The organism is Blautia sp. MSK.20.85 (assembly GCF_013317245.1).
Taxonomy (GTDB): Bacteria; Bacillota; Clostridia; order Lachnospirales; family Lachnospiraceae; genus Blautia_A.
Genome location: NZ_JAAIUN010000001.1, coordinates 186,357 through 213,356 on the forward strand (window position 1 = coordinate 186,357; position 27,000 = coordinate 213,356).

General features: G+C 46.0%; 23 protein-coding genes. 3 read left to right on the forward strand and 20 right to left on the reverse strand.

Annotated elements, in window-relative coordinates; translation table 11 throughout:
• Window positions 1–15: 15 nt before the first annotated feature.
• The 11 genes from G5B12_RS00780 to gpr all read right to left on the reverse strand — a co-directional run bounded on the left by G5B12_RS00780 (window position 16) and on the right by gpr (window position 14,863).
• Complete coding sequence (locus G5B12_RS00780; protein ID WP_021976737.1) at window positions 16–1,119, reverse strand: hypothetical protein; 1,104 nt, start codon at window positions 1,117–1,119, stop codon at window positions 16–18.
• Window positions 1,116–1,550 carry a hypothetical protein gene (locus G5B12_RS00785; RefSeq protein ID WP_021976738.1) on the reverse strand — a complete coding sequence of 145 codons (435 nt, stop codon included), beginning with the start codon at window positions 1,548–1,550 and terminating at the stop codon, window positions 1,116–1,118. The genes G5B12_RS00780 and G5B12_RS00785 overlap by 4 nt, the downstream gene beginning before the upstream one ends.
• A 143-nt stretch (window positions 1,551–1,693) precedes the next feature.
• Window positions 1,694–2,401 (reverse strand): ComF family protein, encoded by a 708-nt coding sequence (locus G5B12_RS00790; protein ID WP_021976739.1) that lies wholly within the window; start codon window positions 2,399–2,401, stop codon window positions 1,694–1,696.
• A 73-nt stretch (window positions 2,402–2,474) separates the two neighbouring features.
• Window positions 2,475–4,718, reverse strand: coding sequence for an SF1B family DNA helicase RecD2 (recD2, locus tag G5B12_RS00795; RefSeq protein ID WP_021976740.1), 2,244 nt, complete (start codon window positions 4,716–4,718; stop codon window positions 2,475–2,477).
• Window positions 4,719–4,853: 135 nt separating this feature from the next.
• Window positions 4,854–5,837, reverse strand: coding sequence for a rod shape-determining protein (locus G5B12_RS00800; protein WP_021976741.1), 984 nt, complete (start codon window positions 5,835–5,837; stop codon window positions 4,854–4,856).
• Between the two features lie 161 nt (window positions 5,838–5,998).
• The gene (uvrA, locus tag G5B12_RS00805; RefSeq protein WP_118062026.1) at window positions 5,999–8,848 is read right to left on the reverse strand and encodes an excinuclease ABC subunit UvrA; all 2,850 of its coding nucleotides are present in this window, start codon (window positions 8,846–8,848) and stop codon (window positions 5,999–6,001) included.
• A 157-nt stretch (window positions 8,849–9,005) separates the two neighbouring features.
• Window positions 9,006–10,142 carry a radical SAM family heme chaperone HemW gene (gene hemW, locus G5B12_RS00810; protein ID WP_021976743.1) on the reverse strand — a complete coding sequence of 379 codons (1,137 nt, stop codon included), beginning with the start codon at window positions 10,140–10,142 and terminating at the stop codon, window positions 9,006–9,008.
• Window positions 10,132–10,620 carry a hypothetical protein gene (locus G5B12_RS00815; RefSeq protein WP_021976744.1) on the reverse strand — a complete coding sequence of 163 codons (489 nt, stop codon included), beginning with the start codon at window positions 10,618–10,620 and terminating at the stop codon, window positions 10,132–10,134. The genes hemW and G5B12_RS00815 overlap by 11 nt, the downstream gene beginning before the upstream one ends.
• 11 nt (window positions 10,621–10,631) lie before the next feature.
• Entirely contained in the window at window positions 10,632–12,440 is a 1,809-nt protein-coding gene (lepA, locus tag G5B12_RS00820; RefSeq protein ID WP_118062029.1) for a translation elongation factor 4, read from the reverse strand.
• 139 nt (window positions 12,441–12,579) lie between these two features.
• Window positions 12,580–13,911: a stage II sporulation protein P gene (locus tag G5B12_RS00825; protein WP_021976746.1), complete on the reverse strand. Its 1,332-nt coding sequence runs from the start codon at window positions 13,909–13,911 to the stop codon at window positions 12,580–12,582.
• A gap of 22 nt (window positions 13,912–13,933) precedes the next feature.
• Window positions 13,934–14,863 (reverse strand): GPR endopeptidase, encoded by a 930-nt coding sequence (gene gpr / locus G5B12_RS00830; protein ID WP_174087612.1) that lies wholly within the window; start codon window positions 14,861–14,863, stop codon window positions 13,934–13,936.
• Between the two features lie 318 nt (window positions 14,864–15,181).
• Here gpr and rpsT point away from each other — a divergent pair, with 318 nt between their 5' ends.
• Both rpsT and G5B12_RS00840 read left to right on the forward strand, forming a co-directional pair.
• Window positions 15,182–15,445, forward strand: coding sequence for a 30S ribosomal protein S20 (rpsT, locus tag G5B12_RS00835; protein WP_021976748.1), 264 nt, complete (start codon window positions 15,182–15,184; stop codon window positions 15,443–15,445).
• A 105-nt stretch (window positions 15,446–15,550) separates the two neighbouring features.
• On the forward strand, window positions 15,551–16,123 hold the full coding sequence (locus G5B12_RS00840) for a M48 family metallopeptidase (RefSeq protein ID WP_174087573.1): 573 nt from the start codon (window positions 15,551–15,553) through the stop codon (window positions 16,121–16,123).
• A gap of 9 nt (window positions 16,124–16,132) precedes the next feature.
• On the opposite strand, the gene holA is transcribed toward G5B12_RS00840, so the two are convergent.
• Window positions 16,133–17,128: a DNA polymerase III subunit delta gene (gene holA / locus G5B12_RS00845; RefSeq protein WP_021976750.1), complete on the reverse strand. Its 996-nt coding sequence runs from the start codon at window positions 17,126–17,128 to the stop codon at window positions 16,133–16,135.
• 196 nt (window positions 17,129–17,324) lie between these two features.
• On the opposite strand from holA, the gene G5B12_RS00850 reads away from it, so the two are divergent.
• A complete protein-coding gene (locus tag G5B12_RS00850) occupies window positions 17,325–17,735 on the forward strand; it encodes a DUF6465 family protein (protein WP_174087574.1) in 411 nt (136 codons plus the stop codon).
• Window positions 17,736–17,865: 130 nt separating this feature from the next.
• On the opposite strand, the gene glpK is transcribed toward G5B12_RS00850, so the two are convergent.
• The 8 genes from glpK to G5B12_RS00890 all read right to left on the reverse strand — a co-directional run bounded on the left by glpK (window position 17,866) and on the right by G5B12_RS00890 (window position 26,748).
• A complete protein-coding gene (gene glpK, locus G5B12_RS00855) occupies window positions 17,866–19,365 on the reverse strand; it encodes a glycerol kinase GlpK (RefSeq protein WP_174087575.1) in 1,500 nt (499 codons plus the stop codon).
• 51 nt (window positions 19,366–19,416) lie between these two features.
• Window positions 19,417–19,992 (reverse strand): glycerol-3-phosphate responsive antiterminator, encoded by a 576-nt coding sequence (locus tag G5B12_RS00860; protein ID WP_021976753.1) that lies wholly within the window; start codon window positions 19,990–19,992, stop codon window positions 19,417–19,419.
• Window positions 19,993–20,164: 172 nt separating this feature from the next.
• On the reverse strand, window positions 20,165–21,283 hold the full coding sequence (locus G5B12_RS00865) for an Ldh family oxidoreductase (RefSeq protein ID WP_021976754.1): 1,119 nt from the start codon (window positions 21,281–21,283) through the stop codon (window positions 20,165–20,167).
• Between the two features lie 141 nt (window positions 21,284–21,424).
• The gene (locus G5B12_RS00870) at window positions 21,425–22,156 is read right to left on the reverse strand and encodes a glycerophosphodiester phosphodiesterase (protein WP_021976755.1); all 732 of its coding nucleotides are present in this window, start codon (window positions 22,154–22,156) and stop codon (window positions 21,425–21,427) included.
• Window positions 22,157–22,454: 298 nt separating this feature from the next.
• The gene (locus G5B12_RS00875; RefSeq protein ID WP_174087576.1) at window positions 22,455–22,826 is read right to left on the reverse strand and encodes a DUF1667 domain-containing protein; all 372 of its coding nucleotides are present in this window, start codon (window positions 22,824–22,826) and stop codon (window positions 22,455–22,457) included.
• Window positions 22,827–22,831: 5 nt separating this feature from the next.
• Window positions 22,832–24,118 (reverse strand): NAD(P)/FAD-dependent oxidoreductase, encoded by a 1,287-nt coding sequence (locus tag G5B12_RS00880; protein WP_119248200.1) that lies wholly within the window; start codon window positions 24,116–24,118, stop codon window positions 22,832–22,834.
• A gap of 7 nt (window positions 24,119–24,125) precedes the next feature.
• Complete coding sequence (locus tag G5B12_RS00885; RefSeq protein WP_174087577.1) at window positions 24,126–25,583, reverse strand: NAD(P)/FAD-dependent oxidoreductase; 1,458 nt, start codon at window positions 25,581–25,583, stop codon at window positions 24,126–24,128.
• 448 nt (window positions 25,584–26,031) lie between these two features.
• Complete coding sequence (locus tag G5B12_RS00890) at window positions 26,032–26,748, reverse strand: MgtC/SapB family protein (RefSeq protein WP_015527451.1); 717 nt, start codon at window positions 26,746–26,748, stop codon at window positions 26,032–26,034.
• Window positions 26,749–27,000: the final 252 nt, after the last annotated feature.

Here is a 27,000-nt window from a genome sequence, read left to right on the forward strand (position 1 = left end):
CGCAGTTTGGTTAAATCAAAGATCTTTCAATGATTCTTCCAGCTGTTTTTCAAAGTCAATCTCATCAATTTTCTGTGGTGTCTCATTCACCGGACTTCCAAAATCCGGTTTCTGTGTAACAGGTGTTTCTTTTCTTTCCGGAAAATTTTCTTCACGGAAAACTACTTTATCTTCTTTCTTTTTTTCTTCACGTACAGGTTCCGCATTGATCTTTTTGATACTTCTCTCTGAAGTTGCCACTGATGCTTTCGGAACCGCTTTTACATAGTAGTAATATTCATCATCTTCATACTCCAACCGTTCTGTCCTGCTGTAATCTCCGCCATAGACAAAGAATTCCAGTACAAACCCGATCAGAACTGAAACTACTGTAGATATGATCATCGGAACCATTGATACCGTCACATCCAGGCAAAAATCTCCCGCAAGAATAACCAGAATATAGGCCACACCACCTGCAATGATCGCAATTCTCCACGCGTAGTCAAAAGAGCGTGTTCTGAGAAGATTCACCAGTAATACAACAACCACAAAAGCAATCACTGTGATCCACATAGCCCAGTTCTGGACCAGTCCGTCCGAAAGCAGTTTCAGCTTCTCGGCAATTTCTGTTCCCTGATCGCTGAGTGCCGCGGACTGTGCATGTACAAAACGGATAAAATAATAGATCACCACACCACATCCTGCCGGAAGTGCTGAAACCGCACTGCCAAGTAAACCTGCTCCCAGTGGAAGGAGTGTAGGAACACTGAATCCAAAAGAAAGAGGTGTCAGGATCAATGTAAGATTCTGAGATCCGCTGAACCGAAGAAACAGGATCATCATAAACAGGATCAGTACCAGCATAAATCCGGCCACTTCCGGTCCCACCGCATAACAATGACCGATCATCATGGCAAATCCGATGAACATCATCACGGATACAGGTAAAATAGCACACACCAGTGCCAGTACAAGAATTACAAATATATTATCCAGCTGCTTCATATATCCCATATTACTGTTGATCCAGAGGAAATAGACAAATGCCAGAGCGAACTTCAGAACCGGCAGTATATATACTTCATATTCTCCATAAAACCTCTTGATATTCTGTTTAATCTCAAGTAAAGCTGTCATTTTCTATGTCCTCCCGATTTTCTCCGGACCGGTGTTCTCTTTTCTCCCCGTCCGTAGATTTTTTCCAGTCTGGTAAGATCCTGATAATATTCCTTCACACTCTTCTTGGCGCGGTGATATTTCACAGAATACTGAATATAAGTCAGCACAGAATACACGATCAGCATGCCCAGATATCCGACTATGATATAAATCCCCACTGCGACCAGGTTGATCTTATTCACATTATCCATAAGATATTCACTGAAATACGCAGCAATTCCGGCAAGCAGAAGCACATAGCCAATGGTTACCAGAAAGAAATTTTTGATCAGTGCAAGGCCGATATAATCGCTCCGGTAATATCTGCTCACCGGAAGATATTTCCTGCCTTCTCCATGTTCATACATGGCAAGGCGGTTCATGACCTTCACCTTTTCTTCATTTACCATAAATAACTCCTCATAAGCTTTCTTATCAGGAAACTCCTGATATATAGTTCGTATTTCGCACTTTATGCAGCTATACTGTTTAACTGCAATCAAATTTATTGTAGCATAGTTCCCTACCTATGAAAAGTGTTTTTTCAGGGCTTTCACGCCCTTCCGGCGCATACTGTAAGGAAATAAACTTCCTTTGCACCTGCCTCCAGAAGGCACTGTGCCATGGCATCCATGGTACTGCCCGTTGTATAGACATCGTCCACCACCAGCACCGATAATCCAGTTATATCTGCAGTTACCTGATATGCATTTTTAAGATTTTGCCGCCGTTTTGCGGCATTGAGTTTCTTTTGCGATCTTGTATTTCGTACTTTTCGTACCACATCCTCCCTCCAGGGTATCCCGCAGAAACCACTGAGCCGTTCTGCCAGATACGCTGCCTGGTTAAATCCTCTGTTTCTTTTCTTTCTGGGGTGGAGCGGAACAGGAACGATAAGCTGCGGTCTCCAGCGTTCCAGATATTTCTTTCCATAAATACTCATGGCTTTTGCGTAGAAATCTCCGTATTCCCGACACCCGTAATATTTGAACCGTACCAGAGACTGCCGCCACATCTCTCCGTATGAAAATATACTTCTGCCTTCCGAAAAATAATGCTGTTCCCTACGGCAGTCCTGACAATATTCCTCTTCTGTTTTTACGGGACGGCCACACTTTTTGCACAATGGTTCCACATTTGGCCGGATCTTTCCGGCGCACCCGGAACAGATCAGGCTGTTCTTCTGTTTCAGGATCTGATGACACATGGGACATTTTTTCGGATAGAGCATATTCAGAAAAATTTCAGCTGTTTTTTTCAAGAAAGTCCTTTCTCCCCGATAGCACTCTCCTTATAGTACAGCCAAGCAGATATTCGCTGTACTAGTAGCTGTACTAGTTGATCTCAGCTTCATCCAGTTCCCGTATTCTCCTGTCCAGTGAACTGTATCTCTGCTGCTGTTTCTCATTACGGATCATTTCCGCAAAGGTATTTTCACTTCCTACTACTGTGACACATTTACGTGCCCTTGTCACAGCTGTATACAAAAGATTTCGGTTCATCAGCATTCTTGGACCTGAAAGAATCGGTAAAATAACCGCAGGATATTCCGAGCCCTGTGATTTATGTATGGTCACTGCATAGGCAAGTTCCAGTTCTTCCAGCTGTTTAAAGGAGTATTGCGCCTGACGTCCATCCTCAAATTCCACTGTAGCGGTCTCCGCAAATTCATTGATCTCCGTCATGATACCTGTATCGCCGTTAAATACCCCGACTCCTTTATCTACCGGAATCTTATATCTTCCGAGGATTTCCCACTCCAGCTGATAATTGTTTTTCACCTGCATCACCTTATCTCCCTCACGGAAAAGGCGCTGCCCGATTTCTTTTTCTTTTTTCTTCTCATCTGGCGGATTCAGATAGCGCTGAAGGATCTGATTCAGTCTTTCCACGCCAAGAAGCCCCTTACGCATGGGAGTCAAAACCTGGATTTCATAAGGCTTCGCATCAACATAACGTGGAAGTTTCTCCTGGATCAGCGCGATCACAACCCGAATGATGATATCTGCATCGTATCTCTTCAGGAAAAAGAAATCCCGGCTTTTATTGTTGATCGTAACCTGTTCTCCGCGGTTGATCTTATGTGCATTTACTACAATATCACTCTCGGAAGCCTGCCGGAAGATCTTCTTCAGCTCCACTACTGAAAAACAGCCACTGCGGATAATATCCCTCAGAACATTTCCTGGTCCTACACTTGGAAGTTGGTTTTCATCTCCCACCAGGATCAGTCTGGTTCCTGCAGTTATCGCCAGAAGAAGAGAATGCATCAGCGCAATATCTACCATAGACATCTCATCAATAATGATCACATCTGCTTCCAGAGGATTTTCGAAATTTCTGTCAAAATGAACAGCTCTGCCTTCCTGCTCTCCCTCCGGCATACCATTCAGTTCCAGAAGACGATGGATCGTCTGTGCTTCATATCCGGTAGCTTCTGTCATTCTCTTGGCAGCACGGCCCGTAGGAGCTGCAAGGCGAAGTTCTGCTCCTTCTTCCTCAAAATAGCGGATAATTGCGTTAATGGTAGTTGTTTTTCCTGTTCCCGGGCCTCCCGTCAGAATAAACAGGCCGTGCTGGGCAGCAGATATCACTGCCTGTTTCTGCATTTCATCCAGCTTGGTTCCTGTCTCTTTCTCAATTCTTTCAATCCTTTTCTGGATCATGTATTCATCCTCAGGGCAGAGAATATTCAATTCACACAGCATCCTTGCAGAATCCAGTTCCAGGTTATAATAACGTTTGGGATAAACGACAGTTCCCTCTTCCGTTTCCTTAAGGATCAGTTTCCGTTCCACGACCATATCCATCAGGTGCTTCTCCATATAAGAAACATCTACTCCCAGAAGCCTGGACGCTCTGGAAAAAAGCTCTTCCTTTGGAAGATAAATGTGGCCCTCCCCAGAAGCCTGTAGGAGAGTATACAACATTCCGCTCCGTATTCTGTAATCTGAATCTGTATGGATTCCGATCCTGGATGCGATATCATCTGCGATCCGAAATCCCACACCGCTGATATCTTCTGCCAGACGGTATGGATTCTCCTGAAGGACACCATATACCGACTGTCCGTATTTCTGGTATATCTTCGCTCCCAGATTCAAAGAGATCCCATATTTCTGCAAAAAGATCATGGCACGGCGCATATCCGCCTTTTCTGTCATCTGTTCCGCAATCTCCATGGCTTTCTTTTCGCTGATACCTTTGATCTCTGCCAGCCGTTCCGGTTCTTCTTCCACGATCCGCATAGTATCATCCCCAAACCGCCGGACGATTCTTGCCGCCAATGCGGCACCGATACCTTTGATCGCACCGGAACCCAGATAACGCTCCACCGCAAGTGCATCTTCCGGCATTTTTTCCACATAGGAGGATATCTGAAACTGTTTTCCGTATACCGGATGTGTTGTATAATTTCCGGAAGCTTCAATTGACACGCCCTGTGTGATCGCAGGAAATGTGCCTACACAGGTCAGCTCCTGTCCCTCTTCCATTCCTTTCAGTACCATAACGGTATACCCATTATCTTCATTTCGGAATATCACATGATCTATATATCCTGTAACTGTCTCACTCATCTTCTTCTCCATCTGCATCGCGGTTCAAATGCTTAACGCATCAAAGATACCCCTGCGAGTATGATGCATTAATTATCGGAACACTGTAATAACATCAAAAGGCACTGCTGTCGCAGCACCTTATCTGGTGTAAATTTATACTCTTGACATGATCTCCGCATATTTCCCTGTTCCGGCAGCTACAACCAGCATGGCATCCTGCACAGTCAGCGTACTTACTCCTGTTTTCTGCTCGATCAGCGTATCCATGCCATGAAGCATGGCACCTCCACCTGTCAGGACAATTCCTCTGTCCATGATATCTGCTGCCAGTTCCGGTGGTGTCTTTTCGAGAACACCATGAACCGCTTCCACGATCTGTCCTGTTGTCTCTCTCAACGCTGTCCTGATCTCTTCTGACGTCAGCGTTGCCACCTTCGGCAGACCTGTGATAATGTTTCTTCCCTTCACTTCCATAGTCCGGAGGTCTGCTTCTTCACTGGCTGTTCCAATTTTGATCTTGATATTTTCTGCTGCATCCTCTCCGATAAAGAGGCTGTGTTTCTCTCTTACATAATTCATGATCGCATGGTTAAAATTGTCACCTGCAACTTTCACCGAAGCAGAAACAACTACTCCGCCTACAGATATCACAGCCACATCTGTAGTTCCCGCACCGATATCCACGATCAGATTTCCAAACGGCTTGGTAATATCTACTCCCGCACCGATCGCAGCCGCAATAGGTTCTTCCACGAGAAATACTTCCCTGGCTCCGGACTGATATGCTGCTTCCTCCATAGCCTTACGCTCAATCTCTGTAATACCACTCGGAACACTGATGCTGACTCTCGGCTTACGGAACGCTCTTCGTCCCATAGCCTGGGAAATAAAATATTTCAGCATCTTCTCCATAACATTGTAATCAACGATCACACCGCCACGGATCGGCCATATGACTTCCATATTGGAAGTTAAATGGCTGGCCATCTGTCTGGCCTCCTCTCCGATTGCCCTGATCTTCTCTGTATCTTTATCATAAATAACTACAGAAGGCTCTCTTAAAACGATTCCCCTTCCTGTAGAAAACACCAGACTGTTTCTGGTTCCCAGATCGATTCCGATATCTTTTGCCGGCATAAATCCTCCCGCCTGCGTCTGCAAAATTCCCGTGCAGACACATTTCTGACTTGTTCTGTTCTATCTTTCATCCGGCAAAACCTGATCTATCTGCGTCTGCCGGACAGTTCCCGCACTTCATTATATACAAAACCTTCGGAATTGAAAAGGACTTTTACCCGTTATTTCTGTTCCAGATATTTTTTTACGTATTTACCGGTGTAGGAGACCGGGCTTGCAGCGATCTCTTCCGGTGTACCCTGCGCTATGACTGTTCCGCCACGGTCACCGCCTTCCGGGCCAATATCAATGATATAATCTGCTGTCTTGATCACATCCAGATTATGCTCAATGACCACAACTGTATTTCCTCCTTCGGAAAGACGGCGCAAAATCTCGATCAGCTTGTGCACATCCGCAAAATGAAGGCCTGTCGTGGGTTCATCCAGAATATATATGGTCTTCCCGGTGCTTCGTTTACTGAGTTCCGTGGCAAGCTTGATACGCTGAGCCTCTCCTCCCGAAAGGGTTGTAGACGGCTGTCCCAGGCGGATATAGGAAAGTCCCACATCATAAAGGGTCTCGATCTTTCTCCGGATTGACGGCACATTTTCAAAGAATGTCAGTGCCTCTTCCACCGTCATATTCAGTACATCATAAATGCTCTTGCCTTTATACTTCACTTCCAGTGTTTCCCTGTTGTAGCGTTTCCCTTTACAAACCTCACATGGCACATATACATCCGGAAGGAAATGCATCTCGATCTTGATGATTCCATCGCCGCTGCAGGCTTCGCAGCGACCGCCTTTCACATTAAAACTGAAGCGCCCCTTCTTATATCCCTTCGCCTTGGCATCTGCAGTTGCTGCGAACAGATCACGGATCTGGTCAAAAACACCGGTATAAGTTGCCGGATTGGAACGGGGCGTTCTTCCGATCGGAGACTGATCAATATCGATCACCTTGTCCAGCTGATCAATCCCGAGAATATCATCATGTTTACCAGGAATTATCCTGGCACGGTTCAGATCCCTTGCCAGTCTCTTATAAAGGATCTCATTGATCAGTGAACTCTTACCGGAGCCGGAAACTCCTGTGACACAGGTCATGACACCCAGCGGAATATCCACATCGATATGCTTCAGATTATTCTCTGCCGCACCTTTTATATGAAGGAAACCTGTTGGCTCTTTACGTACTTCCGGCACCGGAATCTTAAGTCTTCCACTTAAATAAGCTCCTGTTACCGATTGCTCGTTCTTCATCAGATCCTCAGCTGTACCCATGGCAACCAGCTGTCCGCCATGTTCACCGGCACCGGGACCGATATCGATTACACAATCCGCCGCGCGCATGGTATCCTCATCATGTTCGACCACGATCAGGCTGTTGCCAAGATCGCGAAGGCGCATCAGCGCTCCCAGAAGCTTGTCATTATCCCGCTGATGGAGACCGATACTTGGCTCGTCCAGAATATAGGCAACTCCAACAAGGCCGGAACCGATCTGTGTGGCAAGACGGATCCTCTGTGCCTCCCCGCCGGAAAGAGTTCCGGTAGCTCTTCCAAGGGAAAGATACTCCAGACCAACTTCCGCAAGAAATCCCACTCTGGCACGGATCTCCTTCAGGATCTGCTTACCGATCAGTTCCTGCTGCTCGGAAAGCTTCAGGTCACGAAGAAATCCCTGTAATCTCTCCACAGGCATGTTCGTCACTTCATAGATATTCTTATCTGCCACAGTCACTGCCAGAGACTCCTTCTTCAGCCTCTGTCCCTTACAGGTGGTACATGGAGTGATCCGCATGAAACTCTCATATTCCTGCTTCATAGTCTCGGAACCGGTCTCCCGGTATCTCTGCTCCACATTGCGGATCAGTCCCGGAAATGCCACATCATAAACACCTTCTCCACGCTGACCCTTGTAATAAACTTTCACGGAGTGACCACCGGTACCGTTGATCAGGATGTCCTGGATTTCCTTAGGATATTCACAGAAAGGGGTATCCAGAGAAAAGTTATATTCTCTCGCCAGTGCATCCAGGATCGCTCTTGAAAAACTGCCCTGTGTGGTACAGGACTGCCAGCCAAGAACCGTGATCGCACCTTCATTGATGCTCAGTTTCTTATCCGGTATCATAAGGTCAATATCGAATTCCATCTTATATCCAAGGCCCAGGCACTTGGGGCAGGCACCAAACGGATTATTAAAAGAAAAACTTCTCGGCTCGATCTCATCAATACTGATACCACAGTCCGGGCAGGAAAAGCTCTGGCTAAAATTCAGAAGCTTTCCGTCCATGGTATCCACTACCAGAAGACCATCAGCCAGCTCCAGCACAGTCTCAATAGAATCCGAAAGACGTTTCTCAATTCCCGGTTTCACGATAAGACGGTCCACAACGATCTCAATGTTATGCTTGATATTCTTATCCAGGCTGATATCCTCGGAAAGCTCATAAAGACTTCCATCGATCTGAACTCTTACATATCCGCTTCTTCTGGCCTGGTCAAGCAGCTTGGCATGTGTTCCCTTACGGCCACGTACCACCGGCGCAAGAAGCTGTATCTTCTGACGCTCCGGAAGCGTCATGATCTGATCTACCATCTGATCCACTGTCTGTTTCCGGATCTCTCTGCCGCACTTCGGACAATGAGGGACTCCCACACGGGCATACAGAAGGCGGAAATAATCATAGATCTCAGTTACCGTTCCCACAGTAGAACGGGGATTCCGGTTCGTTGACTTCTGATCAATGGAAATCGCAGGAGGAAGTCCCTCGATACTCTCCACATCCGGTTTCTCCATCTGTCCAAGAAACTGCCTCGCATAGGAAGAAAGAGATTCCATATAACGTCTCTGACCTTCCGCATAGATCGTATCAAACGCAAGGGATGACTTACCGGATCCACTGAGTCCGGTAAGTACCACGAACTGGTCTCTGGGAATATCCACGCTGAGATTCTTAAGATTATTCTCATTCGCTCCGCGTATTCTGATAAAACGCTTCTTATCGTTCACTTCTGCTGACATGAAAGCCTCCTACTCTGCCCGGCCATACAAAAATCTTCCGGTATTTTCTTCTATAGCAGAATATCTGTCTCTCATTCTGCTGTAAAATTTCTGTTTGTTTTTTACAGTATACAATCAGAACATTCGTTCGTCAAGGTGAAAAAATCGACAAAATCCGCTACAGAAGAAAATCTGCCATCACTCCGTTGCTTACATGGATTCCTCTTCTTGTCAGAAAAATCCTGTCATTTTTCTTCTTCAGCATTCCCAGGGCAAAATGTTTTTTCAGAACCTCTCCGTAAATACTCTCCATATTTTTTCCGAAATATTCCTCAAATTCACGCACAGATACCCCCTCTGTCATACGCAGCCCCAGAAACATAAATTCCGCCATTTCATCCGCCTCCGTAAGTGTTTCCCTGTCACAGCGGATTTTTTCCGGAAACGCACTGTTTCTGAGATATTCTTCCATATTATCCGTATTGGAAAACCGCACATGGTCCACAAGAGAAGAAGCTCCAAGTCCCAGTCCCAGATAATCCGTCCTCTGCCAGTATCCTTTATTATGGCGGCACTCCAGGCCCTTTTTCGCATAATTGGAAATTTCATACTGATGAAATCCGTATTCTCCCAGAATTGCTGCCGTATCTTCATACATGCGGTACTCCGTATCTTCATCCGGAAGATCCAGCTCCCGTTCCCAGAATGGAGTTCCTTCCTCCACGATCAGGCTGTATGCGGAAATATGCTCCGGTGAAAGCTCTGCCACTGTACGGAGATTTTTTTCCCAGTCTTCATAGGTCTGCTCCGGGATCGCACTCATCAGATCAATATTGATATTGGAAAATCCCGCTTCCCTTGCCATGAAAAAACTCTCCAGAAATTCTTCCCAGGTGTGTATCCTCCCAAGGATCTTCAGTTCACGATTCTGTGGAGACTGCAATCCCAGACTTAACCGGTTCACTCCATGCTTCCGGTATTCCTGAAGTTTTTCTTTATATAAAGTCCCCGGATTTGCTTCGATGGTGATCTCAGCATCCGGGGCCATAAAAAACTTATTTCTGATCTGATCCAGAATTGCTCCCATAAGAGCAGGATCCGGAACGGAAGGTGTTCCTCCGCCAATAAAAACCGTGGTGATCTCTCTGTCCGGAAATTCCGGAACAGCAGCGATTTCCCTTCCAAGAGACTGGAAATATTCCCGTTGCCGTTCTTTTCCCGCCGGACCTGAAAGGAAATCACAGTAATCACATTTTTTCACACAAAAGGGGATATGAACATAGAGTTCCATAGGCTTCTTCGCCTTATTCTTCATCCATGTCTCCTTCCTCTGTACCCGCATAACTGTCAGTTTCGTCATACTGCGAGGTATCTCCATCGCCGGTATCATAACTGCTTTCATCATCTCCGGCATCACTGCCATCATCAGCAACGTCTCCGGTATCGGATGTATCCGTACCATCCCCGGATGTTGAATCTGATCCGGTCTCATCCGTATTATCCCCGCTTCCGTCGGAAGCTGCCGGTGTTGGTGTCACGGCATCTGTTCCCAGTGCCGCTCCGCCGTTTTCAGCCAGATACTCATTTACCATAGTAAGATTACCGTTGGTTGTCACGGCATCCGGATCTACCGTTTTCGGATCTGGTGTTGCGGTCGGCTCCGGTGCCATACTGATCTTGATCACACTTTCATCTTCCGCGTTTTTCTTTTTTGAACCGCATCCGGTAAGCAGGATTCCGGTCATCGCCAGAAGTCCTGCTGCCAGAAACAGTCTTTTTATATTTTTTCCCAAAAAGTCATCTCCTATTTATCATCCAGCTTCAGGACACTCATAAATGCCTTCTGCGGAATTTCCACATTACCAACCTGACGCATACGTTTCTTACCTTCCTTCTGTTTCTCAAGAAGTTTCTTTTTACGGGAAATATCTCCGCCATAACACTTGGCAAGAACGTCTTTACGCATGGCTCTTACTGTCTCTCTGGCAATGACCTTGCTTCCGATAGCTGCCTGGATCGGGATCTCAAAGAGCTGCCTCGGGATCTCATCTTTCAGTTTCTCGCACATCTTCCTGCCACGCTCATAAGCAGTATCCGCATGAACGATAAAGGAAAGGGCATCCACCTCTTCCTTGTTCACAAGGATATCCAGTTTCACAAGCTCACTTCTTTCATAACCATCCAGCTCATAATCCAGGGACGCATATCCTCTGGAACGTGACTTCAGTGCATCAAAGAAATCGTAAATGATCTCATTCAGAGGCAGCCTGTATTTCAGAAGTGCACGGGTTTCTTCCATATATTCCATGCCTTCATACTGGCCACGTCTCTCCTGGCAGAGATCCATGATCGCACCGATAAACTCTGTAGTTACCATGATCTCAGCCTTCACCATCGGCTCTTCCATATATTCGATCTCAGACGGATCCGGAAGATTAGTCGGGTTGGTCAGTTCGATGACCTCGCCGTTGGTTTTGTAAACTTTATAAATAACACTTGGTGCAGTCGTTACAAGATCCAGATTATACTCTCTCTCCAGACGTTCCTGGATGATCTCCAGATGGAGAAGCCCAAGGAACCCACAACGGAAACCAAAGCCAAGAGCAACGGAAGTCTCCGGCTCATAATAAAGAGACGCATCATTAAGCTGAAGTTTCTCCAGGGCATCACGAAGATCGCCGTATTTGGCACCGTCTGCCGGATAAAGTCCGCAGTAAACCATCGGATTTACCTTCTTATATCCCGGAAGTGCCTCCGCACAGGGGTTGTCTGCGTCCGTTACGGTATCACCCACACGGGTATCCCTCACATTCTTGATACTGGCAGTAATATAGCCGACCATACCTGCCGTCAGTTCATCACAGGGAATAAACTGGCCAGCGCCAAAATATCCTACTTCTACGACTTCCGTAGTAAATCCGGTAGCCATCATATGAATCTTCGTGCCCTTTTTTACACGGCCGTCCTTGATCCTGCAAAATACGATAACACCTTTATAAGGATCATAAACAGAGTCAAAGATAAGGGCTTTCAGAGGTGCATCCACATCTCCCTGCGGTGCCGGAACTTTATTTACAATCTGCTCCAGAACCTGTTCCACGTTCAGACCTGTCTTTGCGGAAATCTGCGGTGCATCCTGGGCTTCAATCCCGATCACATCCTCAATCTCATTGATAACACGCTCCGGGTCCGCACTTGGAAGGTCGATCTTATTGATAACCGGAACCACATCCAAATCATGATCCAGCGCCATATATACGTTGGCAAGGGTCTGAGCCTCGATTCCCTGGGCAGCATCTACAACAAGGATCGCGCCGTCACAGGCTGCAAGACTCCTGGAAACTTCATAATTAAAGTCTACATGTCCCGGGGTATCGATCAGATTAAAAATATATTCATTTCCATCCTTGGCCTTGTATACAATACGGACAGCCTGGGATTTGATGGTGATTCCACGTTCTCTCTCCAGTTCCATATTATCCAGAACCTGGGCCTGCATTTCTCTCTCCGTGAGAAGTCCTGTCATCTCGATGATACGGTCCGCAAGTGTTGATTTTCCGTGGTCAATATGTGCAATGATACAAAAATTTCGAATTTTACTCTGGTCTATCATTCAGGAAATCCTCCTTAAGTTTCTCTTGCATCAGACGGACATTCCTGTTCCGCTCTGCTGCATGCCTGTAAATGTAGTCACTTCACGCTTTTCATTCACAAAGCATATTTTTCCATACTGCTCTTTATCATATCATATTTTAGCCGTTTTTGTCACTGCCTTTCAATACTCTGTTTAAGATATCTGCAAAAGGTTCCATGGCATTTCGGACTTCCTCCACAGTATTGGTCTGTGCACCCGCTTCCAGAAGAAGGGCCCGGGGCTTCAGATGAAGGTTATAACGAAGCCCTGCCAGATAAATTCCCCGGTAAAGCTTTGGATAGTACTGTGCTGCCTGGTATTCCAGCTGAAAAGAAAAAGCCAGATTCTCTTCTATGTAAGGATTGGGCAGATAACTCACCGCTCCCTGGTTGACCGTATAACTCAACCCATTATAAAAAAGCAGCTGCGCTGTTGGTTTCCCGTCTATTTCCGTCACCAGATGACGGTCATCCGGCACGCCGTCTCTGTGGAGATCGATCACCACTTCAACAGAAGGGTTCTCCTCCAGGACCTTTTCTATGGAAGCTCTTGCATAATCATATGCTTTACTCCGGTCCAGCTGCCCGCCCATCATATCAAAAGCGTCTGTCACATGAAGCACCCGATAACCATATGTCTTTTCAAGCAGCTCCGCGAGATGGTCGCCCACTCCAACGATGGTATCTTCCACCTGTCCTTCTCTGGAGTCTGCAAACGTTTCCTGGGAATGGGTGTGATAGATCAGGATCTGTGGCACCTCCGGGTCCTGTTTTATGGAAAGATCTTCTTTCAGGAATCTGGTTCCGCAAATCTGCTGTGCATTCGTCTCCGTATTGGAATCCAGGATAAAAAACTGATTCATCACATAATCAAAATCTGCCAGTTTCGCAGGAGACAGATCGATCTGCGGATGAGGCAGTGCCACGGTTTCCTGAGTTTTTCCGGCTTCTTCGCCAGAGGTCTTCTTTTCTTTTGGAGCCGCTTTTGTCGGAGTGCTCTCTGACGGGGTATCTTCCGGTTTCGTAATTTCCGGCGTTTTCTCTTTTTTCTGACTTGTCTCTTTTTTTATTTCATCTTTCTTTTCCACATTTTCCTTCTGCTTTCCATCAGTTTTCTTGGTTTCGGCACTGTCAGAAGGCTTCTGTACGGACTCCGGCGATTCTTTTTCCTCTGCCTTCTCCGCCTCCGCCAGAAGAAGCGCCTCCTGCTCTTTCCGGTTTTCCGCTTCCACTTCCTCCCCCAGATGCTCTGCATTTTTTTCCTGCAAAAGCATCTCTGTTTCACGGTCCTGCCCGTTTTCCTCCTGCAAAGCTTTCTTTTCCAGAAAGCAATACAGCGGCAGCTGTCTGTAGATCTCACCATGCTTGAAAAAATCCCCCGGCAGTGCAGCCACGACGCACAGAAAGATCAGGCTCAAAACCACACAGAATGCCTTCTGGATATTCGTCACCCACGATCACCTCTATGGTATTTTATGACCTGTCCTCCTCGATTAGACTATCAGAAAATGCCATATTCAGTCCTTCAGAAATGGTAAAACTTAAATAGCGCACGGTTTCATCTACATCTTTCGGTGTCACAAACATGGTATAAAGCTTCGGCGAGATCATTTCCTCCAGAAATTCCTTCTGTTCTTCTTCCTCCAGTGCATCCAGAAGATCTGCCATGGAATCATGGACAATGGTAGCCGCATCTACCACCGTAGGCACACCGATCCCGATCACACGGACAGAGAGATTTTCCTCATTCAGACCTTCTCTGTGATTGCCAACTCCGGAACCCGGACTGATCCCGGTATCCGTGATCTGAATGGTACGGTTCAGCCTTGCTGTACTTCTGGCAGCCAGTGCATCAATGGCGATCACCACATCCGGCTTTGTTTCGGAAACGACCCCCTGAACGATCTCCAGCGTTTCCATTCCGGTCTGAGCCATCACTCCTGGTGCGATTCCGCTGATCTGATGCATTTTCATATGTGCATTTGACTTCAGTCCATACTCCCGGATCACATGCCTTGTCATATGAAGACCGGAAACCGCACGTGGTCCAAGAGAATCCGCAGTGATCTCCTGGTTCCCGAGTCCAACCACCAGAACTGACTGCTGCCGTCCCAAATCGATCAGTTCCCGGAGATGATGTGCCACTTCTTCTGAAATCTCCCTGTGATAATCCTCATCCGGAACAGAAAGATCCGGCGCTTCAATGGTGATATATGTCCCCTGCGGTTTTCCCATGGTTCTGGCTCCGTTTTCTGTTGTGATCCGTACCACAGTCGTCCGGACGTCTTTTTCCGCATCATATTTTTCCTGGATCTCTACTCCATGTACTTCTACATTTTCCTCCTGAAAGCGCTCTGTTGTTTCCAGAGCCAGGTCTGTTCTGATTCTGCTCCTTCCAGTCATACTCTCATCCTCTTTTTCTGTAAAATCGTAAACTCTTTCCGCTCCCACTTGCTTTCCGATCATATCATCGCCATGAAAGCCACATTTTTCGGTGTTTTCGTTTTCATTATTTCCCTTTTTCCCATAAATATGTATCCTTTTCTCCTGCATCCACATCATCTGGTATTTTTTTGTCATTTTTCCGTAATTTTTTTGAAAAATATCTTGACATTCTGTTTCACATATAATAATATATATAAGCATGTTTCATAGGAGCGCCCGTGTCTGTTCCTGTGAATGTAATTTATATTATATTTTTAGGAATCGGAGGTGTACGAATTGGCTAACATTAAATCCGCAAAGAAGAGAATCTTAGTTAACAGAACTAAGGCTGCAAGAAACAAAGCAATCCGTTCTGCAGTTAAGACTTCCATCAAGAAAGTTGAGACAGCAGTTGAGAATAAGGATAAGGCAGCTGCAGAGGTTGCTCTTAAGGACGCAATCTCCACAATCAGCAAAGCTACATCCAAGGGCGTTTACCACAAAAATAACTGCGCCAGAAAAATTTCCCGTCTTTCCAAAGCTGTCAACAGCATTGCGTAATAGACCACGGAATATTTTAGTTATAAGCTTATAAGTAAAAGGAAAGACAGTCGAACCGTCAGCGACTGTCTTTTTTGTATATATATTTCTGAAGGAGTTTTTTTTATGATATCTCATCCCTTTCCCTACCGTCTCATCCGCAGCAACCGAAAAACCCTGGCGATCCAGGTCAGCGTTTCCGGCCAGGTGACTGTCCGTGCTCCCCGTACAATGTCAGACTCCACCATCCATCGCTTTCTCTCCCAGAAAGAAAGCTGGGTCCTGGAACACATCTCCCGCGCCGCTTCCGTACCGTCACAGTCCCCTGCTGAAGATCATCCCCTCTCTGATTTCCGCCGCAGCTATTATATGGAATCTGCCCGCAAAATATTCAAAAGAAAAACCGCAGCCTACGCCAGAAAAATGGACGTAACCTACGGCCGCATTACCATCCGGGAGCAGAAAACCCGCTGGGGAAGCTGTACCAGTGAAGGAAACTTAAACTTCAACTGGCGTCTGATCTTCGCTCCGGAACAGGTTCTTGATTATGTTGTTGTCCACGAACTTGCCCACCGGAAAGAAATGAACCACTCTCCCGCTTTCTACGCAGTGGTGGCATCTGTAATGCCGGAATATAAAACATACGAACAATGGCTCAGAGATAACGGCAGAACTCTGTGGCAAAATCCTACGCCATGAAAATGGTAATCATGCACTTTTTGTTCTCGCCGAACTGTATTTCACGATCAGAAGTTCCACACTGAGCACATCTCCCAGTGTACCTGTCTTCACAGCTTCCTCTGCATCCACGAAATCCCGTACTGCATTTTCCAGTTCTTCCACTGTGTAGGATCTGGCACAGGAAGCCAGATTCCGCACAACAAACGAAGGTACTCCCAGTTTGGACGCAATTTCTGTCTGCGAAAGCCCTTCCTGGGACAGTTTCTTTGTGAGACAGATCTGGCGGAACTGTTTTGCCAGAAGAAACAGGATCCTCATCGGCGGTTCCCGAAGCGTCAGAAGATCATAATACAGATCCAGAGCACGTTTCTGATTTTTCTCAGTAACAGCACGTACCATATCAAAGATCTTATTGGTTGTCTGTGTGGTACAGACAGCCTGGATATCCGCCGCAGTCACCACTTCTCTTCCTTCTGTATAGGAAATCAGCTTTTCCAGTTCCATTCTCAGGTTTCCCATATCGGTCCCTGTCATGGACAAAAGCAGTTCCACATCCCTCTGCGTGATCTTACGGCCATTTTTCCCAAGGATTCCTGCAGCCCATCGCATCAGCGTCTTTTCATCCTGCTGCTTAAATTCTCCGATACTCCCGCACGCCTTCACAGCCTTGTACATACGGCTTCGCTTGTCAACCTCAGATTCACAGAACACCAGATAAAGATAATCCGGAAGATTCTTCATATAATCCGCCAGCTCCTCACACTTGTTCTTAAAAAAGCCGGTATCCTCCAGAAGCACGGTCCTTCGATCCGCAAAAAAAGGCATGGTGTCAAAAAGGCTTATAAGCTCCCGGATATCGATGCCTTTCCCCTCATATCTGGCAAAATTCATGGTATCGTCATCCGGATTGAGTGCTTTCACCAGATTTCTTTTATACTGCTGTTTCAGATAAGCTTCCTCTCCATAAAGGAGATATACCTGTTTAAATTTTCCTGATTTAATATCTTCCTGAATATTTTTCAATATCTGTACCCCTGTCTGAATATATTTACCATCGTAACCCGGCAATTTCACTGTAATCCAGTTTATACGACCCACGCCTGAAATGCAACACCCATACAAAAATTTGACTTTCCCGCGGATTCATGATACTGTAGACGGGTACATATTCCGGCAGAGCCGTTCTGCCAGCGAAATATGTGGAAGGGAGTGTTCCATTATGGAGAAAAAAAGAAACAGCAAAGCAACAAGCAACCTGAAGAGCGCAACCACAAAAGCCAAGGCTACTGTGAAATCAACTGTAGAAAAAATTGAGAAAACACCTGCAGCTGAGAAAACTGTAAAAGCAGTAAAAAAAGCAACAGAGACTGTAGCAGCCAAGGCACCAGAAGTAGTAGAAGAAGTTAAAAACACTGTAAAAAATCATAAGATCAGCGGCATCACACTTGAAATTTTTGAGACATCCATCACAGTTGCAGACCTTGAAGCAGCTGTTAAGAAAGATGCAGAGGCGAAAGGCCTTAAGGGCAAAGAGCTCCACATCTATGTAAATGCAGAAGAAAGAGCAGCTTACTACACTGCTGACGGAGAAGGTTCCGACGATTACAAGATCGATCTGACCACTCTGTAAGTTCGGACGGATCAATTCCGCAACCGACATACTACGCCGGTCTGCCCATGGCAGTTCCGGAAGCGCAAAAAAGCCATGCACAGGACATTTTCATTTTCGTCCCGCTGCATGACTTTTCTTTTTTTATCTTTTACTGGATTTTTTTAATCCAGTCTCTGGAACAGCCTACTGCCGCTCTCCATCCTTTTACCATCGCACTGCGCTTCTCATCATCAATCTCTGTACGGAAAATACGCTCCACGCTGCGGCTTTCCAGTACTGCTTCCTTGCTTTCCCAGAATCCTACAGCGAGACCTGCAAGATATGCGGCACCAAGAGCAGTTGTCTCAATACATTCCGGACGTTCTACAGCCACATTGCTGATATTGGACTGAATCTGCAGAAGAAGGTTGTTGGCACTTGCTCCGCCGTCTACACGGAGAACTGCAAGATCACTTCCGGCATCTGCTTTCATAACTTCCAGCACATCATTAACCTGATATGCAAGAGATTCCAGAGTTGCACGTATAATATGATATTTATTCACACCACGGGTCAGTCCTACAATTGTACCACGTGCATACTGATCCCAGTAAGGAGCTCCAAGTCCCGTAAATGCAGGCACTACATAACATCCGTTTGCATCCGGCACTTTTCCCGCAAAATATTCCGTATCTGAAGCGGAATCCACCAGATGAAGTTCATCACGGAGCCACTGGATTGCGGCACCGGCAACGAATACGGATCCTTCCAGAACGTAGGTAACTTTTCCATTGAGGCCCCATCCGATAGTGGTGACAAGTCCGTTGTTTGAAAATACCGGTTTATCTCCTGCATTCATCAGAAGGAAACCACCGGTTCCATATGTATTCTTGGTTTCCCCTTTCTCAAAGCAGGCCTGTCCGAACAATGCCGCCTGCTGGTCACCAGCTGCACCGGCCACCGGAATCCTTCCACCAAAGAAGGATGGATCGGTTTCCCCATAGATTTCGCTGGACTCTTTTACCTGTGGAAGCATACACTTCGGAATATTAAGCTCCTCCAGAATTTCATCATCCCACTCCAATGTGTTGATATTGAACATCATGGTTCTGGATGCATTGGAATAATCGGTTACATGGACAGCACCCTTGGTCAGTTTCCAGATCAGCCAGGTTTCCACCGTACCGAACAGAAGCTCACCTTTCTCAGCTCTTTCACGGGCACCTTCCACATTATCCAGAATCCATTTTACCTTGGTTGCGGAAAAATACGCATCAATAACAAGACCTGTTTTCTGACGAATTTTCTCTTCCAGTCCCCTCGCTTTCAGGCTGTCGCAGTATTCTGAAGTTCTTCTGCACTGCCATACGATGGCATGATAAACCGGCTGTCCTGTATTTTTGTCCCAGACAATGGTCGTTTCACGCTGGTTGGTGATACCAATTGCCGCAATATCCTCCGCAGTAGCCTCAATCTGATTCATTGCCTCTCTTGCAACAGACAGCTGTGTAGACCAGATTTCACCTGCGTCATGTTCTACCCAGCCAGGTTTCGGAAAATGCTGTATAAACTCTTTCTGTGCCACGCTGCGGATCTTTCCGTTTTCGTCGAAAAGAATACAACGGTTGCTGGTTGTTCCGGAATCCAGCGCCATAACATATTTCGCCATATAAAAATCCTCCAATACATTCCTTAACCGCATAGCTGTATCTATGCAGCTTTAAAGCTCCCATACCTCCTGATTCGTAGTGGAAACCGCCGCGGCCCCCGCCCCCAGCGCTCCCATTACGTCCTCTTTATCAGAGATCAGTCCCCCTGCAATCACTGGTACTCTGCTCGTTTTACATATTTTCTTGAGAATCTTCGGCATCAGACCGGGCAGCACTTCCATCACATCCGGCAGCTGCTCATGCTGATTTCCCAGATTTTCAATATTTTTAATCGCCATGGAATCAATGAGAAAAAAGCGCAGGACGGTATACATCCCGAGCTTTTTTGCCCTGTTGATCATTGATGCTTTTGTGGAAATAATTCCATCTGCATGAACATCCTCACAAATATAATCGACAGAAACCTCTTTTGAACTTAATCCGGTTACAAGATCAATATGTACCATGGCGATTTTGCCTGCCTGATGAATTCGCTCCACAATATTTCCGATGGAACGGATATCTCCATACAGAATAAAAATTACCGTAAGTTCTTCTCTACGCAGGCAGTTTGCAAGGCCCTGTTCGTCCTTCACTGCCGCTATGATCGGATTAGCCTCGATCGCATCCAGAAATTCCCTGTTCATCTATTTACCCTCCGCAATATTCGCACAATATCGTTATATCTTCTTATGTTATCCGAAGATATTACTTCTATTGTACCAGTTTCTCACTGCAAAGGCCAGACAGATTTGTAAGATATGTCGATATTTTCACCAAAATCAGGCAAGTCTTAACGACTTGCCTGACTCAGCAATATTATTTTTCAAATGGGAATTTGAACTGTGTAAGTCCGAATTCATCACGGAGTCCGATAAACTCTTTCTGAACTGCCTCAGTTACCGGAACACCTTTGTCTTTACGATACATCCATACATCGTACTCTTTCTCACCTGCGGTGTAGATACGTTCCTGTCCAGGAGCTTTCTCAGATCCTCTCAGGTCTCTTAAGATATCGCCGCATGTTTTCTTGAATGCTTCAGCGCCCATGAATGCTTCTGTATCGATCGCGATGAAGAAGTGTCCAAGATGATATGGACGGATGCTTCCATCCTCATTCTTTCCTTCCAGTGCTCTTAAGAAGATACCGGACTGAAGTGCTGCGGAAAGGATCTCAACAACTGTGGAGTATCCGTATCCTTTATATCCTCCGTTTGTCTCGCCAAATCCGCCGAGTGGAGCAAGTGCAGCCTGTTTGCTGCGGATCTTCTTAAGGATCTCTACACTGTCTGTAAGCTCCTCACCTTCTCTGGAAATAACAAGACCTTTAGGAGTATCGTGTCCGATACGTGCGTAGTATTCGATCTTGCCGTTCTGGATAACAGATGTTGCACAGTCCAGCATGAACGGGAATGGCTCATCTGTAGGCATGCTGAATGTCAGCGGGTTTGTTCCGAGCATATTCTCAACACCAAATGTAGGTGCAACGGACGGTCTTGCGTTTGTACCACTGATACCGATCATGTTCTCTTTTGTTGCGAGACCTGTCCAGTATCCTGCGATTCCATAATGAGAAGAGTTACGAACTGCAACCATACCCATGCCATACTTATGTGCTTTCTCGATACACATATCCATAGCTTTCTTGCTGGCTACCATTCCCATACCATCGTTGGCATCAATAACTGCAGTTGTTGGTGTCTCTTTGATGATATCAATCTTTGTTACCGGATTTAAGATTCCGGCTTTGATACGGTCAATGTAGATCGGTTTGAAACGGTTGCAGCCATGGCTCTCAATTCCACGTCTGTCACTCTCAAGAAGTACATCAGAGCAAAGTCTTGCGTCTGCTTCCGGAACTCCTACTTTCTCAAATACAGCTGTCATAAAATCATCTGCGAGCTGCCAAGGAATAAAAGGTCTTGTTTCTTTCTCCATTGTAAAAATCCTCCATATACATTATTATAGTTTTTTTATTTTACTTATATAGATCTGCAGCAGGACCCCCTCCTGCCGGAGATTTCAAATTTAGCCTGCCTCCTGTATGTGCCTCACAGAAAGCGTCTTTACATCGCAGTGTCAATCCTCATCTGCCACTGCTCTTCCTCTGTCCGGATAATTGGTGATGATGGAGTTTACTCCCCATTTCTTCATCCTTCTCATATCCTCTTCCTCGTTTACAGTCCAGACATTCACCCCGATCCCGTTCTGGGAACAGCTGCGTACATGTTCTTCCTTCAGATATTCCAGATTCGGATGATAATACTGCACATCACAGGTTCTTGCATAAACCCCTGCATTATCCACATATTTCTCTACCAGAAAGCCTCCTGCAATAGTCTCATCACTCTGTCTGCACAATACAATGGATGCGTTATTGAAAGAGGAAAGAATGATCCGATCCTCCAGACCATATTCGCAGATCATATCAATGACCTTCTCTTCCATACCACCATAATAATAAACACTGTTCTTCAGCTCGATGTTTGTGATCAGATCTTCCTCCTCTGCCATCCACTCCAAATACTCTCTCAGAGTCGGAATCTGAAGTCTGCCGAATTTTCCGGCAAACTTATCCGGATAACTGCAATCCAGTTTACACAGCTCAGCATATGTAAGATCATAGATATACCCGTTTCCATCTGTGGTACGGTCAACCTTCTCATCGTGCATGATCACCGGAACCAGATCCTTGGTCAGCTGTACATCAAGCTCGATCCCCTCGCAACCAGCCTCCACAGCCTTCTGAAACGCCAGCATTGTATTCTCCGGATATTCTCCGCTGAAACCACGATGTCCAAATACTTTCATTCTAATCATCCTCCATTCAATGCATTACATCGTTGTGAGCATTTTTGCTAATTCATATTTCTGATTATATCATAGTGTTTATTTATTTTCAACATTTTTTATCGGTTTTTATATATTTTTTTGTTATTTTTTAATTAATTGTTCTTTTAAGCACTAATATTTTTTGTGCATTTTGTATATTTTATTTCATGACAAACAAAGCGATAAAAAAGCCTTTTCAGGTTTATTTTATTCGCTTTGTCTGCCGGAGGGCTGACATATTATAAGCATACAGTTTGCCATATATATCCTTTGCAGATCACTGTATGATCTGCTTCACATTTCCTGTAGCCACGATATCCGCGCCTGTGCCTGCTACATTCTCCAGGATCACGTCCCCGATCTGAACCGGCGCTTCCACACATACATCCCGCAGCGCTTCCACACAGTCAAAAATCTTTCCTTTCGGAATATCCTGTGCTGTCTTTACTGACACCACCGGCATGCTTCCATTCTTCACACGAACGGTCGTTGTCACGATCCTGGTCGGATCTGTCACTTCCTTCACTGCATATTCCGCACCTTTTTTACAGGTATTTCCTGTGACGGAAATGATTTCTTTTCCATCCATTTCCACCAGAAGGGCGCATCCCATAGGACATCCGATACAAGTAAGATTCCTTTTTTCCATTTTCATCACTCCTCCACCTGGATCACAAGTTCATGTTTATCCTGTTTCTGTTTTCCTTCCAGAATGGAAAGAAGCTGCTCTTTTTTCAATTTGATCTGTTCCATCTCTCCGGGTGCTGCCACCTGTTTTTTTCTGGAAAAGATCCGTTCTCCATCCAGATATGCACGGATGTAACAATTTTTATATACATTTCCCACACGGAAGCGGACCAGCTGCTCCTCCGCCATGTGACCGATACGGATCTCAGACGGCACTGTATAGCGGACTCCGTTTTGGGGCGAAAGCGTGATCTTTATCTCTTCCGGTATTTTGTCCTCTCCATTGTTGTTTACATAGAGAGCCGCATTTCTTCCTGCATTGCCGGCTTCCTCCGAAACAAAATCCACCAGATCATGAACATGAAGAACATTTCCGCAGGCAAAAATACCTTCTACATTTGTCTCCAGACTTTCGTTTACCACCGGTCCGGAAGTCACATTGCTCAGCTTCACACCTGCCTGTCCGGAAAGCTCATTCTCCGGGATCAGACCAACAGAAAGAAGAAGCGTATCGCATTCAAAAAATTCCTCTGTACCGGGAATCGGGCGTCTGTTTTCATCTACCTCTGCAAGAGTGATTCCTTCCACGCGCTCTTTTCCTTTTATGTCAACCACTGTATGACTAAGCTTCAACGGGATTCCAAAGTCATCCAGGCACTGCACGATATTTCGCTTCAGGCCTCCGGAATATGGCATCAGCTCTGCCACTGCCTTAACCTCTGCGCCTTCCAGCGTCATACGTCTGGCCATGATCAGTCCGATATCACCGGATCCCAGGATCACTACTTTTTTTCCCGGCATAAATCCTTCCATGTTTACAAGGCGCTGTGCTGTTCCTGCTGAATAAATGCCTGCCGGTCGATATCCCGGAATGTTCAGTGCACCTCGCGGTCTCTCTCTGCAGCCCATGGCAAGGATCACAGCTTTTGCCTGGATCTGATACATTCCCTCCTGGCGGCTCATGGCAGTGATCACCTTATCCTGGCTGATATCCATGACCATGGTGTTCAGCCGGTACTCGATCTGCCGCTCTTTTACCATCCGGATAAAACGTGCCGCATATTCCGGCCCTGTCAGCTCCTCCTGAAATGTATGAAGGCCAAATCCATTATGGATACACTGATTCAGGATCCCGCCCAGTTCCTTATCACGTTCCAGGATCAGGATACTCTCTGCTCCCTCTTTCTTTGCAGCCAGGGCTGCTGCCAGTCCTGCAGGGCCTCCGCCTATGATCACGATATCTCTCTTCACCATAATCTTATCATTCATGGTTCTCGCCCTCCTCTGCAATTTTTTTGTTGATTCCTTCGATCAGTCTGGAATCTCCGCCTGTTTTTGTGATCTCCTCCATGGAAATGCCAAGCTCTCGGCTGAGGATCTCCATTGTTCTGGGAGAGCAAAAACCTGACTGACATCTTCCCATTCCTGCTCTTGTACGACGTTTTACTCCATCCAGGGATTTCGCTCCAAGAGGTCTTCGGATCGCATCCAGGATCTCTCCCTCAGAGATCATCTCACATCTGCAGATGATATTTCCATATTCCGGTGATCTTTTGATCAGCTCATTTCTTTCTTCCAGAGAAAGCTCTGACGGATCCAGGATCCCTTTTCTCACCGGATCAAAATCCGGATTTACTTCCGGATGTAATTTTTCTTTTACGATGTCAGCAACCATACAGCCAATGGCCGGTGAGCTGGTAAGTCCCGGTGATGCGATCCCTGCACAATCGATAAATCCGGGTGCATCCTCCACCTCTTCGATCACAAAATCCATACCGTCCTCGATAGCACGGAGTCCTGCAAAGCTTGTGATCACCTTCCGCAGTGGAATATCCTTTACTGTTTTCCGGGATTTGGCACTTACTTCCTCCATTCCCTCTGATGTAGTCGCTGTTTCCTCCCGATCCTCCAGATCCGTAGCTGTAGGCCCGATCAGAAGATTACCGTGAACAGTCTGTGTTACCAGAACTCCTTTTCCGTTCTTATTTGGAAGCGCAAAGATCGTATGATTCACATGTGTTCCTGCACTTTTATCAAGAAGCATATACTCACCCTTACGAGGAGTGATATGCAGTTTTTTCTCACTTACCATATTATGAAAAACATCCGCATAGACACCGGCAGCATTGACGATACAGCCTGTCTCAAAATCACCCTTTGAGGTTTCCACAACAAAACCATTTTCCTGTTTTCGGATGTTCTTTACTTCTGTGTCAAATTTAAATTCCACGCCATTGTTATATGCGTTCTCTGCCATTGCAATGTTCAGCTCAAAGGGACAGACAATTCCGGCTGTCGGTGCATACAGTGCTGCCAGCACCTGATCAGACAGATTCGGCTCCATGGCAAGTGCCTCTTCTCTGTCAAGGATCCTCAGTCCCTCTACTCCGTTTTTCAGTCCTCTTTCACGCAGCTTATGCAGCATGGCAATTCCATTCTCAGTTGTACAGACAGTCAGCGAACCAGTCTGTTTAAAAGGAAAATCCAGTTCCTTCGAAAGCTGTCCCATCATATTGCTGCCCTTCACATTCAGTTCCGCCATAAGGCTTCCCGGTTCTGCATCATAACCGGAATGAGCGATTCCGCTGTTTGCCTTGGAAGTTCCACAGCATACATCCTCTTCTCGCTCCAGAACGCAGATTTTCAGCCGATATCTTGAAAGCTCTCTCGCCGCTGCCGCTCCGGAAACTCCTGCTCCGATAATGATCACATCATACATAGATCTGTTTCTCCTTTCCTGTTTGCGGATCTTCTGAACTGTCCCCGGCTTTCTCTGCGCCGGAAACAGCAGAATATCCGTTGCAACACAAGCATTGCCGTCCGCAGGTAAATATTCTGCGAGGAGTACTGCTTACGAACAGCAATCTTTCAAGTGAATATGCCATTATTTTTATGCTGTAACCCTTGTAATCCTTTTGAAATATTAACATTTGTGCATAAAAATAGCCGGCATAAAAACACACTTATCCATGTGTCTTCATGCCGGTCTCTGTTCTCAATAGCATTCTCTGTATTCAGCAAACTGAATCAGATTCTCTCTTCACTTTGTACTCATTATATCAGACTATTCTTCACATTTCAAGTACATTTTTCGTAAAATATATCGTTTTTTCTTTAACATACTCTTAACTTCATCAAAAACATGATAAGTTTCATTGTATTCCCGATCATATTTCCTCCACGGAAATAACTCCTTCCTGCTGCCTTACCTCGCGAAATACAGTATGGCGTGCTTTCCATTTGGCAGCCTCCATTGTTGCCTGGATCACCACACTCTGTGTTTTGGATCTCTTTTTGATGATAACTACGTTGGAGATCAGGATGTCCTCTTCCCGAAGCTTCTTTATGACCATACTCATCTTATCTTCATTTTCAAACTCCATATATACGTCATAAGTATTGGAATGCTCTTCCACATAAACCTCTATATATTTCGCATATTTGAACACCAGAATAAGCCCCAGCGTGGTAAAGATCGCACCGCTGTAAAAGCCGATCCCCACAGCAAGTCCGATGCACGCGGAGGTCCAAAGACTGGCTGCTGTCGTAAGACCGGATACATGTCTCTGTCCGGTCACGATGATGGTTCCTACTCCGAGAAAACCGATTCCGCTGACAACCTGTGCGCCAAGTCGTGCAGTATCTCCGATTCCTGCCCCATTAGAATATACATGGATAAAATCGCCCGTCATCATAACCAGAGTTGCCCCCATACAGACGATCATATGTGTTTTTACACCTGCCACACGCTTCTTCATTCCACGGTCAATACCGATCAGACATCCAAGAAACATCGCAAGAATCAGCCGAAACAGCGTCGATCCCATATTTAAAGTGTGCAAATAATCCGATATTGCATTACATGCTCCGAGAATTCCGCCCATAAATTTGCTCCTTTCCTGTTGTAACATTATTTTCTGCCGGTGATAACGCCAATCGCGCATCACTTCATTTTACCCTGCACGAACGCCGCAGGCCACACTCACTCCATTCGAAAGCTGTCTAGTCAGCCGGACTTACTCCGTCCGTCTCACTACACAGTTTTTTCATATGATCACCCCGGATATACATTATCTGTAGTCTCACAGCATGTAAAACAGCAGGGATACCGACGCCTGGCGGCGGTATCCCTATCT